Source organism: Arthrobacter pullicola, assembly GCF_014836875.1.
Classification (GTDB): Bacteria; Actinomycetota; Actinomycetes; order Actinomycetales; family Micrococcaceae; genus Arthrobacter_B; species Arthrobacter_B pullicola.
Map to the genome: position 1 here is coordinate 429,726 of NZ_JACSQC010000001.1, position 14,433 is coordinate 444,158.

General features: G+C 66.3%; 13 protein-coding genes. 7 read left to right on the top strand and 6 right to left on the bottom strand.

All coding sequences use genetic code 11. The features are described 5' to 3' along the window. The first annotated feature begins 279 nt into the window (after positions 1-279). The 3 genes from H9638_RS02060 to H9638_RS02070 all read left to right on the top strand — a co-directional run bounded on the left by H9638_RS02060 (position 280) and on the right by H9638_RS02070 (position 3,690). Positions 280-1,443: a multidrug effflux MFS transporter gene (locus tag H9638_RS02060; protein WP_225216876.1), complete on the top strand. Its 1,164-nt coding sequence runs from the start codon at positions 280-282 to the stop codon at positions 1,441-1,443. A gap of 161 nt (positions 1,444-1,604) precedes the next feature. Next, entirely contained in the window at positions 1,605-2,624 is a 1,020-nt protein-coding gene (locus tag H9638_RS02065) for a hypothetical protein (RefSeq protein ID WP_191745511.1), read from the top strand. Positions 2,625-2,781: 157 nt separating this feature from the next. Beyond that, positions 2,782-3,690, top strand: a complete 909-nt coding sequence (locus H9638_RS02070) for an SDR family oxidoreductase (RefSeq protein WP_191745512.1) — start codon at positions 2,782-2,784, stop codon at positions 3,688-3,690. A 77-nt stretch (positions 3,691-3,767) separates the two neighbouring features. Here H9638_RS02070 and H9638_RS02075 read toward each other — a convergent pair whose 3' ends face one another. Next, positions 3,768-4,937, bottom strand: a complete 1,170-nt coding sequence (locus H9638_RS02075; RefSeq protein WP_191745513.1) for a TIGR04086 family membrane protein — start codon at positions 4,935-4,937, stop codon at positions 3,768-3,770. A gap of 918 nt (positions 4,938-5,855) precedes the next feature. On the opposite strand from H9638_RS02075, the gene H9638_RS02080 reads away from it, so the two are divergent. Further along, the gene (locus tag H9638_RS02080) at positions 5,856-6,356 is read left to right on the top strand and encodes a DUF456 domain-containing protein (protein WP_191745514.1); all 501 of its coding nucleotides are present in this window, start codon (positions 5,856-5,858) and stop codon (positions 6,354-6,356) included. 69 nt (positions 6,357-6,425) lie between these two features. On the opposite strand, the gene H9638_RS02085 is transcribed toward H9638_RS02080, so the two are convergent. Further along, positions 6,426-6,998 (bottom strand): dihydrofolate reductase family protein, encoded by a 573-nt coding sequence (locus H9638_RS02085; protein WP_191745515.1) that lies wholly within the window; start codon positions 6,996-6,998, stop codon positions 6,426-6,428. Positions 6,999-7,253: 255 nt separating this feature from the next. Between H9638_RS02085 and H9638_RS02090 the strand changes: the two genes are divergently transcribed. Further along, positions 7,254-8,600 (top strand): MFS transporter, encoded by a 1,347-nt coding sequence (locus H9638_RS02090; RefSeq protein WP_191745516.1) that lies wholly within the window; start codon positions 7,254-7,256, stop codon positions 8,598-8,600. 251 nt (positions 8,601-8,851) lie between these two features. Further along, the gene (locus H9638_RS02095) at positions 8,852-10,063 is read left to right on the top strand and encodes an MFS transporter (protein WP_191745517.1); all 1,212 of its coding nucleotides are present in this window, start codon (positions 8,852-8,854) and stop codon (positions 10,061-10,063) included. A gap of 58 nt (positions 10,064-10,121) precedes the next feature. Here the strand turns inward: H9638_RS02095 and H9638_RS16715 are convergent, their stop codons facing one another. The 3 genes from H9638_RS16715 to H9638_RS02110 form a co-directional block, all read right to left on the bottom strand. Next, complete coding sequence (locus H9638_RS16715; RefSeq protein ID WP_225216877.1) at positions 10,122-10,541, bottom strand: META domain-containing protein; 420 nt, start codon at positions 10,539-10,541, stop codon at positions 10,122-10,124. Between the two features lie 11 nt (positions 10,542-10,552). Beyond that, entirely contained in the window at positions 10,553-11,548 is a 996-nt protein-coding gene (gene corA / locus H9638_RS02105) for a magnesium/cobalt transporter CorA (RefSeq protein ID WP_191745518.1), read from the bottom strand. A gap of 199 nt (positions 11,549-11,747) precedes the next feature. Then, positions 11,748-12,713: a DUF5692 family protein gene (locus H9638_RS02110; protein ID WP_191745519.1), complete on the bottom strand. Its 966-nt coding sequence runs from the start codon at positions 12,711-12,713 to the stop codon at positions 11,748-11,750. A 126-nt stretch (positions 12,714-12,839) separates the two neighbouring features. Here H9638_RS02110 and H9638_RS02115 point away from each other — a divergent pair, with 126 nt between their 5' ends. Continuing rightward, positions 12,840-13,436 (top strand): TetR/AcrR family transcriptional regulator, encoded by a 597-nt coding sequence (locus tag H9638_RS02115; protein WP_191745520.1) that lies wholly within the window; start codon positions 12,840-12,842, stop codon positions 13,434-13,436. Positions 13,437-13,451: 15 nt separating this feature from the next. Here H9638_RS02115 and cynR read toward each other — a convergent pair whose 3' ends face one another. After that, positions 13,452-14,366, bottom strand: coding sequence for a transcriptional regulator CynR (gene cynR, locus H9638_RS02120; protein ID WP_191745521.1), 915 nt, complete (start codon positions 14,364-14,366; stop codon positions 13,452-13,454). Between the last annotated feature and the right edge of the window lie 67 nt (positions 14,367-14,433).

The following is a 14,433-nucleotide window of genomic DNA, read 5'->3' on the forward strand; positions in this document are numbered from 1 at the left end:
TGTCCGGGCGGTGGATGGCCGACGGCGGCTTGCCGCGGGTGCCGCGGCGGCTTGCCGCGGGGGGCGGCCTGCGGGGTCGGCCTGCCCCGGGGGCGACTTGCCGCGGGGGCCGCGGCGGCTTGCCGCGGGCGCGGCCTGCGGGCTGCCTCGACGGTATGCGGCCCGCCGAACGGCGGCTGGGCCTGGTGGGACAGGCGTAACGGATTCTCCGGTCCCGGTGCCGGTCCGTAGGATCAGGACGTGCCTCCCACCACCTCCCCGCGAGCTAGTAACGCTCCCTTGGGCACCGGCCTGCTGCTGGTGCTGGCGTTCCTCGCCGCCACCGGTCCGTTCACCACGGACCTGTATCTGCCGTCCTTTCCGGAGATTGCCGGTGACCTGGGGTCTTCCGCGTCCGGCGTACAGCTCACCCTGACCGCTTTCCTGATCGGGATGGCGGCCGGGCAGCTGGCCTTCGGGCCGATCTCCGACCGCTACGGCAGGTTCCGTCCGCTGATGCTGGGCTCCGGTGCCTTCGTCCTTGCCTCAGTGGTGTGTGCAACCGCGCCGAACCTGGAGGTCCTGATCGGAGCGCGGTTTGTGCAGGGGCTGTGCGCTGCCGCCGGGCCGGTGATCGCCCGGGCCGTTGCCTCCGACCTGACCTCCGGAGCCGCCGCTGCCCGGACCTTTAGCCTGCTGATGACCATAGGCGGAGTCGCCCCCGTGCTGGCCCCCGCGCTGGGCGGTGTGCTCACTGGACTCTGGGGCTGGCGCGGTGTGCTGTGGACGCTGGCCGGCATCGCCGCGCTGATGTTCGCCTGCGCCGCTGCGGTGGTGCGGGAAACCCTTCCGGTGGAAAAACGCACGCCGGGACCGGCCTTTAAGGGGCTGGGGCTGGTGATCCGCCGCCGGCGCTTCCTGGGGTATGTGCTGCTCTTCGCCAGTTCCTTCGGTGTACTGATGGGCTACATCTCGGCGTCGCCTTTTATCTACCAGAGCCTCATGGGCCTTTCCCCGCAGGTCTATGGCCTGATGTTCGGCCTCAACGCCGCCGGCATGGTGGGTGCGGGGTTCATTGCAGCCCGGCTGGCACGCCGCGTTCCGGCCCGCCGGATGGTGGTTCGGGCTGTGGTGGTCCTGATCGGGGTGTCGGCGGCCATGCTGGTGCTTGTCCTGGCCGGCGTGGCGCCGCTGCTGCTCGCCGTTCCGCTGTTCTGCACGGTCTGTTCGCTGGGGTTCATCATGGGCAACACCACGGCCCTGGCCCTCGCCGAGGCCGCCGGGTCCACGGGCAGCGGCTCCGCTGTCCTTGGCGGAGCGCAGTTCCTGATGGGGGCCGCCGTCTCGCCCCTGACCGGTCTCGGCGGTGAGTATTCGGCGCTGCCGCTCGCCCTGGTGATGCTCGGATCAGCCCTGATCGCCGGCACCGCCGTCCTCCTTACCCGCGAGCGGCGTCCCGCGTAGACTGGAAAGACCATGCGACACATGAACAAGTACCGCACGCCCATTGTCTGGCTCCTCATCATCGGCCTCGTGGGGAGCATCAGCGTCGGCTTCCTGGGCCTCTTCTTCTAGCCCGTCAGCAGCCCACCCACGTTCGTGGCGCGCCGTGCCATAGTGGGGCCGTGGAACACATCCGGATCTTCACTGCCGAGCCCATGGCGACACGCGCCCTGGCCGCCGAGATACGTCACGCGCCTGACGAGTTCGTGAAGTGCCTCCGGCGGCTGACCGGAGCCGCGGGTCTTGATGGTTTTCAATCAGTGCGCTGTGAAGCCTCTGAACAGCTGGACCTGGAGCTGGCCTTTTCGGACCCGTCGCCCTGCACCGTCGGCATCGAGGCGAAGCTCGACCACGAACTGACGCGGGACCAGATGGATCGGCAGCTTGGCGTAGTCGATCATCTGGTCCTGCTCCTGACCGCAGAAGAATCCGCCCCGGAATGGGTAGCCGGCCGGGCACGTGTGTACGTCATGACCTGGGCCGATGCCCTGGCGTGTTTTGAAGACTCACGCCTCACCCTTGAGGACATCAACCTCATCCCGGTACCCAAATCACGGGTGGAGGCACGGTTCCGCGCGCAGAACCTCCGCGATCGCTTGCCGGGCTGGCGGGTGGACGTGCAAAGGGGCGGCAGCGGCATGCCCGCGATCGAGATTGAGTCCCAGGCGCTGCCGAACGGCCGGACGCTGCGCGGCCAGATACAGATAGTGGGACGGGAGATGCCAGAGGCAGGCAGGCCGATCAGAATCGAATACAGCATCGGCGTCTCCGTGGCACCCACGGAGGAGGAGTATCCCGATCCGGAAAGTTCCCATGTGGAACCCGGCTGGATTGAGCCCCTGCGGGCTCTGCGCCGCGAGGTGCTCGACGGCGATGAAGAACGCCTGCTGGTGAGCTTGCGGAAGCCGGGCAATGGCCGATCCGGCCTTGGCGTGCGGAAGCTGCCGTTGGCCCAGCAGCATCTGGCAGATGCGACCTGGCTGGCGAAGGGGTACACAGATGGCTGGGCGCTTGGCATCAAATCGAACAAATGGCCGCTTGAGGACCTCGACCGAATAGTTTCGGCGACCGTGGAGATCTTCAGCCGTTGGTACGAGGTCGAGCAGAAGCGCCTGGGCGCTGATCTGACCAACGCCTCCTGAGCCGAACCGGAGTGTGCTGCTTTTCGAATCCAGGCATGGACTCCGCTGCTGCGCCTGCCGCCAGCTTGATCTCGGCCGTTTATTCGCCCTAGGGTACTAAGTATGCTTACGAAAGTCGGCATGCCGGAAACATGTACCCGTCGAAAGTGGGAACTCAATGGCCAACGAACACGCTCATGACCAGTACACCTTCCAGAACCCGGTCACGCGGTATCCATCCATCTCACCGCCCAAGCAGGATCAGCCGGAACCGGGTCTCGACGCAGACCTCGAACCCCAAACCGACCGCGGCGAGGATTCCTACCGCGGCACCGGACGCCTCCAGGGGCGCAAGGCGCTGATCACCGGAGCTGATTCCGGCATTGGCGCGGCAGTGGCCATCGCCTTCGCGAGGGAAGGGGCCGACGTCGCCCTGGCCTACCTCCCGGAGGAAGAGGAAGATGCCGCCCACGTTATGGAGGTCATCCGGGAAACCGGACGCACCGCCGTCGGGCTCCCCGGCGACGTGCGGGATGCAGCATATTGCGCGCAGCTGGTGCAGGACGCGGTCGACGGACTCGGTGGGCTCGACATCCTGGTGAACAATGCCGGCAAGCAGATCGCGGTGGAGAGTCTTGAGGACCTCAGCGATGAGCAGCTCGATGACACGTTCAAGACCAACATCTACTCGTTCTTCCGGATCACCAAGGCAGCGCTGCCGCACCTGCCCGCAGGTTCCAGCATCATCAACTCGACGTCGATCCAGGCATACAGCCCGTCATCGCACCTGCTGGACTACGCCAGCACCAAGGCTGCGATCAACAACTTCACCAAGGGCCTGTCCCAGCAGCTGGCCCCCAAGGGCATCCGGGTAAACGCCGTCGCGCCGGGCCCGTTCTGGACCCCGCTGCAGGTTTCCGATGGACAGCCCAAGGATGCCCTGCCGGAGTTCGGCAAGGACACCCCGCTGGGCCGTGCCGGACAGCCGACCGAGCTCGCACCCGCCTACGTGTTCCTGGCCTCCTCGGAGTCCAGCTATGTGGTGGGTGAAACGCTGAACGTCAACGGCGGAATGCCCAGCCCCTAACCTGCTCATCAGCGCCAAGCGGGGCCGCCTCCACTGTGTGGAGGCGGCCCCGCTTCGCGTTTGGAGTGCAGTGCCGGTTAGGCGGTTTCCTCCACCGGCGGGAAGTGGGCGCGGTCCACCCGGCGGTGGAACCGCATGCCCGCCAGACCGCCCAGCAGCGCGCCGATCAGGCTCACGGCCACGCTGGCGAGCACGGCCAGCCAGGTGCCCGCGGAGATGCTGCCCAAATCCTGCGGCAGCGGTGCCACCGAATTCAGCTGGGTGATGCTGCGGATATCGTTGCCGAAGATCAGCCCCACAATGATGACGACGGCGGCCGCCACCAGGGCCCACAGCCACACGGCGAGCCCCTGCTTCAGGCCGTTGAACCGTGCCATCCGGCCAGCCACGTACCCGCCGGCGTAGTAGGCGAGCAGCAGGACCGCCAGGGTGATGATTGCGCCAATTAGGCCGGCTGACTGGTTTGCTGCGGCCTGATCCAGTGCTGCCCCGAGGTCGGTGTCTGTGGAGACGCCGACGGCGGCACCGATGGCTGCCGCCGCGGCGGACAGCAGGACGACCATGCCGGTGGCGGTCAGCCAGCCGAAGAAGGCGGCGCCGAACTTGAAGCCGCCAAAACGTTCCCGTTCCGCGGCCAGCAGGGCTTCGCGGTTGGGCAGCCCCTGGGCCCGGGGTCCGCGTCCGGTGCGTGCGCCGTCGTGGTTTCCGTGGCGGTCGTGGCGTTCGGCTGTTGCCGACTCCGGGGTGGTTTGAGTGGTGCGGTAGGCGGCATCGTTGGGGTCGCGGGTGCCGGTGACCTCGGCGTCGTACTGTCTGGTGTCAGCGGTCCCCAAGGCCTGGGTGTCGTTTCGCCGGTTGTCAGCGGTGCTTATGACTTCGGTGTCGTGCCGGCGGGTGTCGCCGGTCCCCAGGACTTCGGTGTCGTAGCGCCGGGCGTCGTGGTTGGCGGGGGCCTCGGTGTCGTTCTGAGGGGCGCCGTGGTTGCCCAGGACTTCGGTGTCGTTTCGCCGGGCGTCGTGGTTCCCGGTGGTATCGGTGTCGTATCGCCGGGTGTCTCCGGTGCCGATGACCTCGGTGTCGGTCTGAGGGGTGCTGGTGGCACCAGTGGCTCCGCTGGTGTGCAGCGGGCGGGTCACGTCCGGCTCGCTGCTGGTGCCCGGGCTGGTGCTGCTGTCCTCGCGTGCGGCGAGATCTTCTGCCCGCCGGCGGCGTTCGCCTGCGGCTGTGCTGCCTGAATCCGTACTCATCTGCTGCTCCTTGCCGTCGAGTGCTGGCTGACTGAAGACGATGACTTCATAAGCAACCTTACTGTATCGGCCGTTTTGGTGGGCGGGTGTTGCGGGGCGGTAGGGGTTATTGGGGGAGCGGGGCGGGCTGCGGTGGGAGGGGCTGCTGGACTGTGGAGGTGCGGGTGACTGGGGCCAGATGCGGCCTGGGCAGGTGCGGGAGGGGGCGGGTGCCCAAGCTTCCCAGTCGGTGTGGCCCTCGTGGCTGGTGGGGCCCCGTAGGTACCACCGGCAACATTCGGTGGGAAGGCTGGGCAGGGTGGGGGTGGGTTGCCCAAGCTTCCCAGTCGGTGTGGCCCTCGTGGCTGGTGGGGCCCCATAGGTAACACCGGCAACAGTTGGCGGGAAGGCTGGGCAGGGTGGAGGGGGCGGGTGCCCAAGCTTCCCAGTCGGTGTGGCCCTCGTGGCTGGTGGGGCCCCGTAGGTAGCACCGGCAACATTCGGTGGGAAGGCTGGGCAGCGTGGTCAGCGTTGAAGACACGCGTTCCCACTCTCTGTAAACTCCCGTGGCTGGTGTGACCTCAACTGTCACTGCAGCAACGAACAGTGGGAACGCGTGTCGTCGCGGTGTTGCTGGTGGGCTGGTTGGCTGGCTGGCTGGCTCCCGCCCCGAGGCCGCCGGCTCCCAGGTCCACCGGACCTCCCGCCCCGCGAATGCCGGTGGACTGGCCGACCGGGCCCCGCCCGCCGCGCCGGACCTCCCGGCCCCCACGTTCGCCGGATCTTGAGCCTGCCGGACCTCCCGCCCTTGAGCCCGCCGGACCTCCCGGCCCCCCGCCCCAAGCCGCCCCGCGAACCCCGCCGGACCTCCCGGCCCCCACGTTCGCCGGCCCCCACACCTGCCGGCCCGCCGAACCAGCAGATGAAAGACTGTCCTCCATGGACACCGACATATTTATTACAGTCGTCGCCGGCCTGCTGATTGCCGTGGGGGTGGCTGGCATCGTGGTGCCGGTGTTGCCGGGCAGCATCCTGATCCTGCTGACCTTCCTGGGCTGGGCCATCGGGGTCAGCAGCGGTGCGGGCTGGTGGTCCTTCGCCTTTGGTGCCTTGTTTGCCATCACGGGCATGTCCGCCAGCGCTGTCCTCACTGGCCGCCGTCTGAAGCAGCGGCAGATCCCCAACCGGTCGGTGCTGATCGGCCTCGCAGCTGGGATCGCCGGCATGTTCGTGATCCCCGTCGTCGGGCTGATCGTTGGGTTTGCCGGCGGCCTGCTGATTAGCGAGTTTGCCCGCCAGCGCAGCCTCTCCGCTGCCGCGTCCTCCTCCTGGGCGGCGCTGAAGGCCACCGGCCTGGGGTTGCTGGTTGAGCTGGCGCTCGCCCTCGCTGCGGGAACCGCCTGGGTCATCGGCGTCTGGGTCCATTTCGCGACCCGCTAGTGCGGCCCACGGCCCGCGGCCCGCTTCCCGCTGGCGCGACCCGCTAGCGCGCCCGGCTAAACCTTCAAGTCACGACGGCGTGGTCCGCTTTGGGCGGTATGTCCGCCCAAAGCTGCGTTCCGCGCCCTCGTAGATCTCGACGAGCTCCCAGTCGTAGCGGCGCCCGCCGGGGACGTCGAAGATGCGGATCCCGTCGCCTAAGAAGACCGGAGCTGTGAACACTTGAAGCTCATCGATGAGGTCGTGTTCCAGGGCCTGCCGGGCAATGTCAGCGCTGATAATCTGCACGTCCCTGTCGCCGGCGATGTCCCGGGCGCGGCGGATGGCCTCCACGATGCCGCAGTTCAGCGCCACAATCGACTTGTCCCCGGAGATTTCCTCCGGGCGGTGGGTGAGGATGAACTCGGTTCCCGACCACGCGCCGCCATACGCCTCGGCGGTCGTTTCGTCCCGCTCGTCCTGCTGGGCCTTCGCGGCATCGTACCCGTCCCGCCCGGCGATGATCACCGCGACCTCACCCGCCAGGCGCTCCGTAATCCCTTCCGGCAGGGGTTCCGCGGCGGAAAACCAGCTCATGTCATGGCCGGGTCCCGCCAGGAAACCGTCGAGCGAACAGGTGAACCCCCAGGCGACTTTGCCCATGATCTCTTCCTCAGGATGTTCGTAATGCCGTCCGGCCGGCGGGCGGCGCGGCGGATAAGGGCGAAGGTACCGAAGCGGTCGGCCGCGGCACAAGGCCCACCCGCCCTGAACCCGGTTCGCGGAACCACTGCGGACCGGGTTCTGTCATAAAAAGAAAAAGCTGTGTTGCCCATCACACTTAACGGTATCTTTGGGCGACTGGTTACCGACCGTTCTTTCAGTAATGCTGTCCCAGCCTAAAATAACGGAGTTTCAATGACTACAAAAAGCGCGTCCGCTGAGCCGTCCCAGCGGATGAGCCGGGAGGAACGCAAGGTACTTGCGGGCACCCTGGTTGGCACCACCATCGAGTGGTACGACTTCTTCATCTACGCCCAGGCTGCCGGCCTGGTCCTGGCCACCCTCTACTTCGCCCCTGTCGGCGAAGGCACCGCACTGGCGCAGATCGTTGCCTGGGCCTCCATCGGCATCAGCTTCCTGTTCCGCCCGCTCGGCGCCGTCGTCGCCGGGCACCTGGGTGACAAGCTGGGCCGCAAGCAGATGCTCGTTTTCACCCTGATCATGATGGGCGCCGCCACCGCACTGATCGGTGTGCTGCCCACCTATGGCCAGATCGGCGTCGCCGCACCGATCCTGCTGCTGGTCCTGCGCGTTCTGCAGGGCTTCTCTGCCGGCGGCGAATGGGGCGGTGCCGCCCTGCTCTCCGTGGAGCACGCTCCCATCAACAAGCGCGGTTTCTTCGGCGCCTACCCGCAGATCGGTGTTCCGGTCGGCATGATCCTGGCGACCTTCGTGATGTTCGTGCTCTCCAGCAGCATGTCCGACGAGGCGTTCCTCGAGTGGGGCTGGCGCATCCCGTTCCTCTTCTCCGTGGTGCTGATCTTCGTTGGCTACTTCATCCGCCGCTCGGTTGATGAGAGCCCGGTCTTCAAGGAGATGCAGCAGCGCAAGAAGGAGTCCTCGGCTCCGCTGGGCCAGCTGTTCAAATACAACTCCCGCGAAGTTATCCTGGCCGCGCTGATCTTCATCGCCAACAACGCTGCCGGATACCTGGTCATCGCGTTCTTCGCCTCCTACGCCGGGAAGTCCCTGGGTATGGAGCGTCCGGCGGTGCTGCTGGCCACCACGGTCGGTTCCTTCGGCTGGCTGATCTTCACCATGTACGGCGGTATGCTCTCGGACAAGATCGGCCGCGTGCGCACCTTCCAGATCGGCTACGCCTGGGTGTTCCTCTGGGCCATCCCGATGTTCCTGCTGATCGACACCGCCAACGTCTTCCTGTTCGGCCTCTCGATCTTCATTCTGACCATCGGCCTGGGCCTGTCCTACGGTCCGCAGTCCGCCCTGTACGCCGAGATGTTCCCGGCCCGTGTCCGCTACTCCGGCGTCTCCATCGGCTACGCGATCGGTGCCATCCTCGGCGGCGCGTTCGCCCCGATGATCGCCCAGCTGCTGCTGGACGAGACCGGCTGGTCCGGTTCAATCGGCATCTACATCATGGTCCTGTGCGTCATCTCCTTTGCTGCCGTGACCATGGTCAAGGAAACCAAGGGCGCGGACCTCGGCGTCGAGGAGTCCCACCGGGCTCCGAAAGCCGGCTAACCGGTCCCTGACTGACCCCCCACAGTGAAAGAGCAGAAACCGGTCCCTTGGAGCGTCAAGGGGCCGGTTTTCTGTCTCCCGGTTTCCGGTGCTTGGGAGGGGAGGACGACGGCGGCCGGCCCACACGCCTGCCGGCCCAGCCGCCCCTGCCCGGCGCCATTCGTGTGACGTGATAGACATTGACGTTGATGCCTGCGCTGACGCCGGTGGCGGTTCAGGGCGGGCTTTCCGGAACATGGAAGGACGCATAGATGCTCGGCACCTCACGTGTTGCTCAAAAGCGGGAACGCACTGCACGGTTCGGGTTTGCCTTCATCGGCGTCCTGCTGATTGCTGCCAACCTTCGAGGATCGTTCGTCAGCGTTGGCCCGGTCCTGTCCAACATCAGCGCCGACCTGGACCTGTCCACCACCGCAGCCGGGTTCCTGACCGGCCTTCCGCTCATCGCCTTCGCGGTCTTCTCTCCCATGGCCCCCGGCGTCGCTTCCCGGCTGGGCCTCGACCGGACCATGTGGGTGTCCCTGCTCGTCCTCGCCGCAGGCATCGTCTTCCGCTCCCTCCCGGTGCCAGGGTTTATCTGGGCAGGCACCGCGATGATCGGACTTGGCATCGCCTTCCTGAACGTCCTGGTGCCTTCGCTGGTGAAGCGGGACTTCCCGCTGAAGGTCAGCCAGATTACCGGCAACTACACGGCGGTGCAGGCCGGGGTTGCTGCGATCGGTGCCGCCGTGGTTGTTCCGGTGGCGCAGACGTCCCCGTCCGGCTGGCGGCTGGCGCTCGGCATCTGGGTTGGCGTGGCGCTCATCGCGATGGCCGTCCTGCTGCCCTGGCTGCGCCGCCGCCCATCCGGCACCCAGCAGGCGCCCGCAGCAGCGGAGGAAGCCTACCGGTCGCCGTGGGGATCGGCCTTGGGCTGGCAGGTGACGCTCTTTATGGGGCTGCAGTCGGTCGCGTTCTATGTCCTGATGGCCTGGCTGCCCACCATCGAGCAGGACCACGGGGTTTCCGCCACCACCGCCGGCATCCACCTGTCCGTTTTCCTTCTCGTCAACGTCTTCGCCAGCCTTGCGGCCGGAAGTCTCCTGCACCGGGGAAAGGATCAGCGGCTGATCTCCTTCATCAGCGGCGCGCTCATGGTGGTGACCTTCCTGGGACTGGCCCTGGCGCCGGATCTCACGTTGCTGTGGGTCCTGCTCGGCTCGGTCGGGTGCGGAAGCCTCATCGTGATCGCCCTGTCACTGTTCAGCCTCCGGAGCGTGAACTATCCGCAGGCAGCGTCGCTCTCCGGGATGGCGCAGTCCGTCGGCTACACCCTGGGAGCGATGGGCCCGGTGATGTTCGGCGGACTGCGGGAGCTGAGCGGGGACTGGACGCTGCCGCTGCTGGTTGCGGCCGGCATCATGGCCGTTCTGGCGGTGATGGGGCTGCTCGCAGGGCGGAACCGGGTGATCAGCGCCGCCTGAAGCCGCGCTGCCTGAGCGCTGGGCCGGGCCGCCGGGCCCCGCTGCAGGCCCAGCCCCACTACCGGGTGAGGGTGCCGATTTCCGTACCCGCGCCGTCGTAAATCCGGAGTGTGTCAGCTTCCGGCACGGCGGTGACGGCGCCGCCCAACCACTGGTCGACGTCGGGGCAGGCCATCATGGTCATGCCCATTTCGGAGAAGACCACCTTGCCGTCCTCAAATGTCCAGCTGCCCATCAGGCGGTTGCAGCCGTCCGTTCCGCTGATCCGGCCGTCGGAGCCGAGGTTCAGGGACGGTTCGCGCATGTTGTCCGGATTTCCCCAGGCGCCTTCCACCTCTGCGGCGGATGTGGCGGGTGCCTCGGCGGACGGCTTGGATGAGGGGGAATCCGAACCGGCTGACTCTGAGCCGGCATCCGTGGCGCACGCGGAGACTCCCAGCGCAACGGCCAGGGCGAGGATGAGGTAACGGGGACGCATAACGGGGCCTCCTAGAGCCAGTTGTTCCGCTTGAACGCGGCGTAAAGCATGATGCCCAGCACCACCATCAGGCCCAGGGCCATGGGGTAGCCCAGTTCCCAGTTGAGTTCGGGCATGTTGTCGAAGTTCATTCCGTACACGGTCCCCACCAGGGTGGGAGCGAAGAGGATGGCGGCCCAGGCGGAGATTTTCTTGGTCTGCTCGTTCTGCGCCACCGACGTTTCCGCCAGCCGGTTGGATGCCAGCGTGGAGCTGAGCTGGAGGGCATTGTCCAGCAGTGCACGGTAGGACGTGATCCGGTCGGTGAGCCGCAGGACGTGGTCCAGGACGTCGCCCAGGTTGTCCTTGAGCTCGTCGGGCATGCCGTAGCCGCCGGGATTGCGCTGCAGCTCGCCCACCACGGATTCCAATGGTGTGATGGCCCGCTGGCAGGCGATCACTTCGCGGGAGAGCTCATAGATCCGGCGGGAGACTTCCGCGTCGCCGCCGAAGAGCTCATCCTCGATCTCATCGATGTCGTTCTCCAGGCCGACGGCCACCGGAGCATATTCGTCCACCACCTGGTCCAGGATGGCGTACAGCACGGCGTGCGGACCCAGGGCCAGGAGTGGTTCGTCCCGCTCCATGCGTTTACGGACCCGGGCCAGGTCCGGGGATTCGGCATGCCGGACCGTCACCACGAAGTTCGGTCCCACAAAGAGGTGCAGTTCACCGAGTTCCACGCGTTCGACGTCGTCAAGATAGCGGGCGGGGCGGAGCACCACGAACAGCTGCTCACCGTACTGCTCCAGCTTGGACCGCTGGTGGAGGGCGAGGGCGTCTTCAACGCTCAGCAGGTTCAGGCCGAACTCTTCGGAGACGGCGAGCAGTTCCACGTTGTCCGGCCGGTACAGCCCGATCCAGGCCATGCCGCCGGTCTTGCGGGTGAGCTCGAATGTCTCCTCGAGCGTTTCGGGACTGTGCAGGCGCTTGCCGTCCACGTACACCGCGTTGTCGACGAGCGTCACTGTTCCTCCTTCGGCCCGGTCCGGAGTTTCCGGGGGCAGCCCCGAGGGGCACTGCCCATTATCCGTCGTCGACGGCAATGGCGCGCATGCGACTCGGCAGAGTTCGGTATACGGCGGCGCCGTGGCCGGGCCTTGGGGGCTCGACCACGGCGCGTGGTGTTTGCTGCGCACCCGCCGGAGCCGGCGGAGTGGAACGGGATTAGACGCTGACCCGTCGGCCCGCTGTCTTCGGCAGGGCGGATTCCCCGGGAAGGTTCGCGTCGCGTACCTCGCGGTACTGGGGGAGATGGGTGTACAGCTCGTCGCGCAGCGGGTTGCGGCGCCGTTTGACGATGATGAACACCTGGTAGACTGCGACGGCGATGTTGGCTGCCAGCGAGAGGGCAGACACGACGAACAGTGCGGTCGGGTTGTGCGAGGAGTCGACGGCGAACGGTGAGGTGCTCACGAATGTCGGGACCGCCATCGTGAACATCATCCACAGCGCCAGTGTGTGGGCGCGGTGCTGCAGCCATGCGCCCTTCTTGAGGAAGAACGCGGGGATGGTGCAGGAGATGAGCAGTGCCGCACCGGCGTAGAACGAGTGGTCGCCGACGCAGTTGTAGACGTAGGCGAAGTTCCACAGGTCGTAGGCGATGATCCAGAACCACATCATGTCAGGCCAGATCATGTCCTTCGACTTGTCGCGTGAGACGATGATGCCCGCCCAACCGCAGATGGTCAGCAGGTTCAGGATGCCGGCGATGGCGTTCATGTAGTTCCAGGGACCACCGACCATAAAAACGCCGTCATGCATGCCCTGCAGGCCGGCTACCTCGAAGTCGCGGATGACCGCCTCGGCGATGTTGATCGCCAGGATCAGCGCGGGGAACATCAGCATCCAGCGGTTCTTCGCCAAGCGTGGGACGTACCGGATGAGCATAAAGCCCAGGCATCCGAGGAGCGCCGAGTACACCTTCACCCAGTGGAACCAGGTGCCTGTGGACGAGCCTTCTCCGGCGGTGTGGGGCCACACGAATACGGTCAGGAGGATCGGCAGCGCCACGAAGAAGGTGAGACCGGCCCACTTCCAGCGCCGCGTCACCTCGTTGAGCACAATGAGGGCAACCAGGACGACGCCGAACATCGCCCAGGAATACCAGGGAATGGATTCGAACAGGAACATCTTGGGGACCTCTCCTTCGCGGCCCGCGACGTGCGTGCCGTCGTTTCTACGATAAGAAAAGCGGCGCCTTGGGTCGTTAGACACCTGTTGCGATGTGTCCAAAAAACCCCGGTGGTACCGTCAGGCATGAGCGATGAGGGCACGGAAGCACAGCGGCATGAGAGTGCGCGGGTGGCTCTGGCGGCCGCGCTTAAAATCCGGCTGCGCACGGAGCCGCTCGACAAGGTGACGGTCACGGAACTGACGCGCGACTGCGGGCTGACGCGCCAGGCGTTCTACTACCATTTCCCCGACGTGCGGCACCTCGCGGCCTGGGTGTTCGAGACCGAAGTTGCCCGTCAGGTCCGCGCCTTCGCGGTTGAGGTGGGATGGGCGGACGGACTGGTGCGGCTCATGCGCTATATGCGCGACAACCGCTCATCGACGCTGGGGGTGCTCGATGGCGTGGGCCAGCCTGGGCTTGAACGTTTCCTGTTTCGGCAGATGCGGCCCGTCACCGAGGCTGTGATGGACCAGAACGGCGGCGGACCGGTGCGCCCGCAAGACCGTGTGCTGGTGGTCGACTTCTATACCTCGGCCGTGCTCGCTGTGGTGCTGCGATGGGTTGCGGACGGCATGGTCGAGCACCCGTATCGGGTGGTCGGCGATCTGGAGGTTATGCTCCACGGTGCCGTACGCGAGTCCGTCCGCCGGCTCGATGCGCGGGCCCGCCGCGGGGTGTGACTGGCCGCTGTGAGCTCAGGGTTCGGTGCGCGGGTTGCTGCCGGACTCATCGGGTGACTGGTTCCAGGCCAGTGCCAGCTCGCCAAAAGCGCGGCTGGCCGCACTCTGGTAGGCGCCTTCGCGCCGGAGCACGGCGGCAGTGCGGTGCGGTATGGCTGGTGAGAGGTCAATCGGATGCAGCCCCGGCTGCGTCCGGGTAATACCTTCTGGCAGCAGGGCGGCAAGCTGGCCCCGGCGGACAATTTCCACGATCGCGCTGATGGAATCCGCCTCGATCACGATGCGGGGAACAATGCCGTGGTCCCGGAAATATGTGTCAAGGTGCCGCCGGGTGGCAAAGTCATTGCTGAGCAGCACCAGACGTTCCTGCTCCACCTCATGCAGTCCCATGGGAGCAGCGGTGCCGGCGCGGGGATGGTGGCTTCCCACCACCAATCCCAGGGTCTCCACAAACAGCGCCTTCGCTTCAATGCCGGATGAATGTGCCGGAGCGAAAGCGATGCCCAGGTCCAGGGTGTCCGCCGCCAGCTCTGCCTCGATGCGGTCCTGGGTCATTTCCTGCACGCTCAGGGTGATCCCGGGGTGGCGGACGTTGAAGCGCTCAATCAGCGGTCCGACCAGGTAGGCGGTGAACGTGGGTGTCACCGCCAGGCGCAGGGAGCCGCGGCTCAGATCCAGCACGTCGTGCACCGCCCGAGTGCCGGCGTCGAGCTCCTGCAGCGCACGACGGGCGTAGCCCAGGAAGTTCTCACCGGCATCCGTCAACCGCACGCTTCTCCCGGACCTGTCCAGCAGCTGGACATTCAGCTGTTTCTCCAGCTGTTTGATCTGCTGGGAGAGCGTGGGCTGCGACACGCGCAGGGCTTCCGCCGCCCGGGTGAAGTTCTCGTACTCCACCACCGCGGCGAGATAACGGATCTGCTGCAGCATCACGTCTCCAACTATAGGTTTTTACTATCAAAACCATTGTAGTTGATTCTTGGACACTATCGCTGAT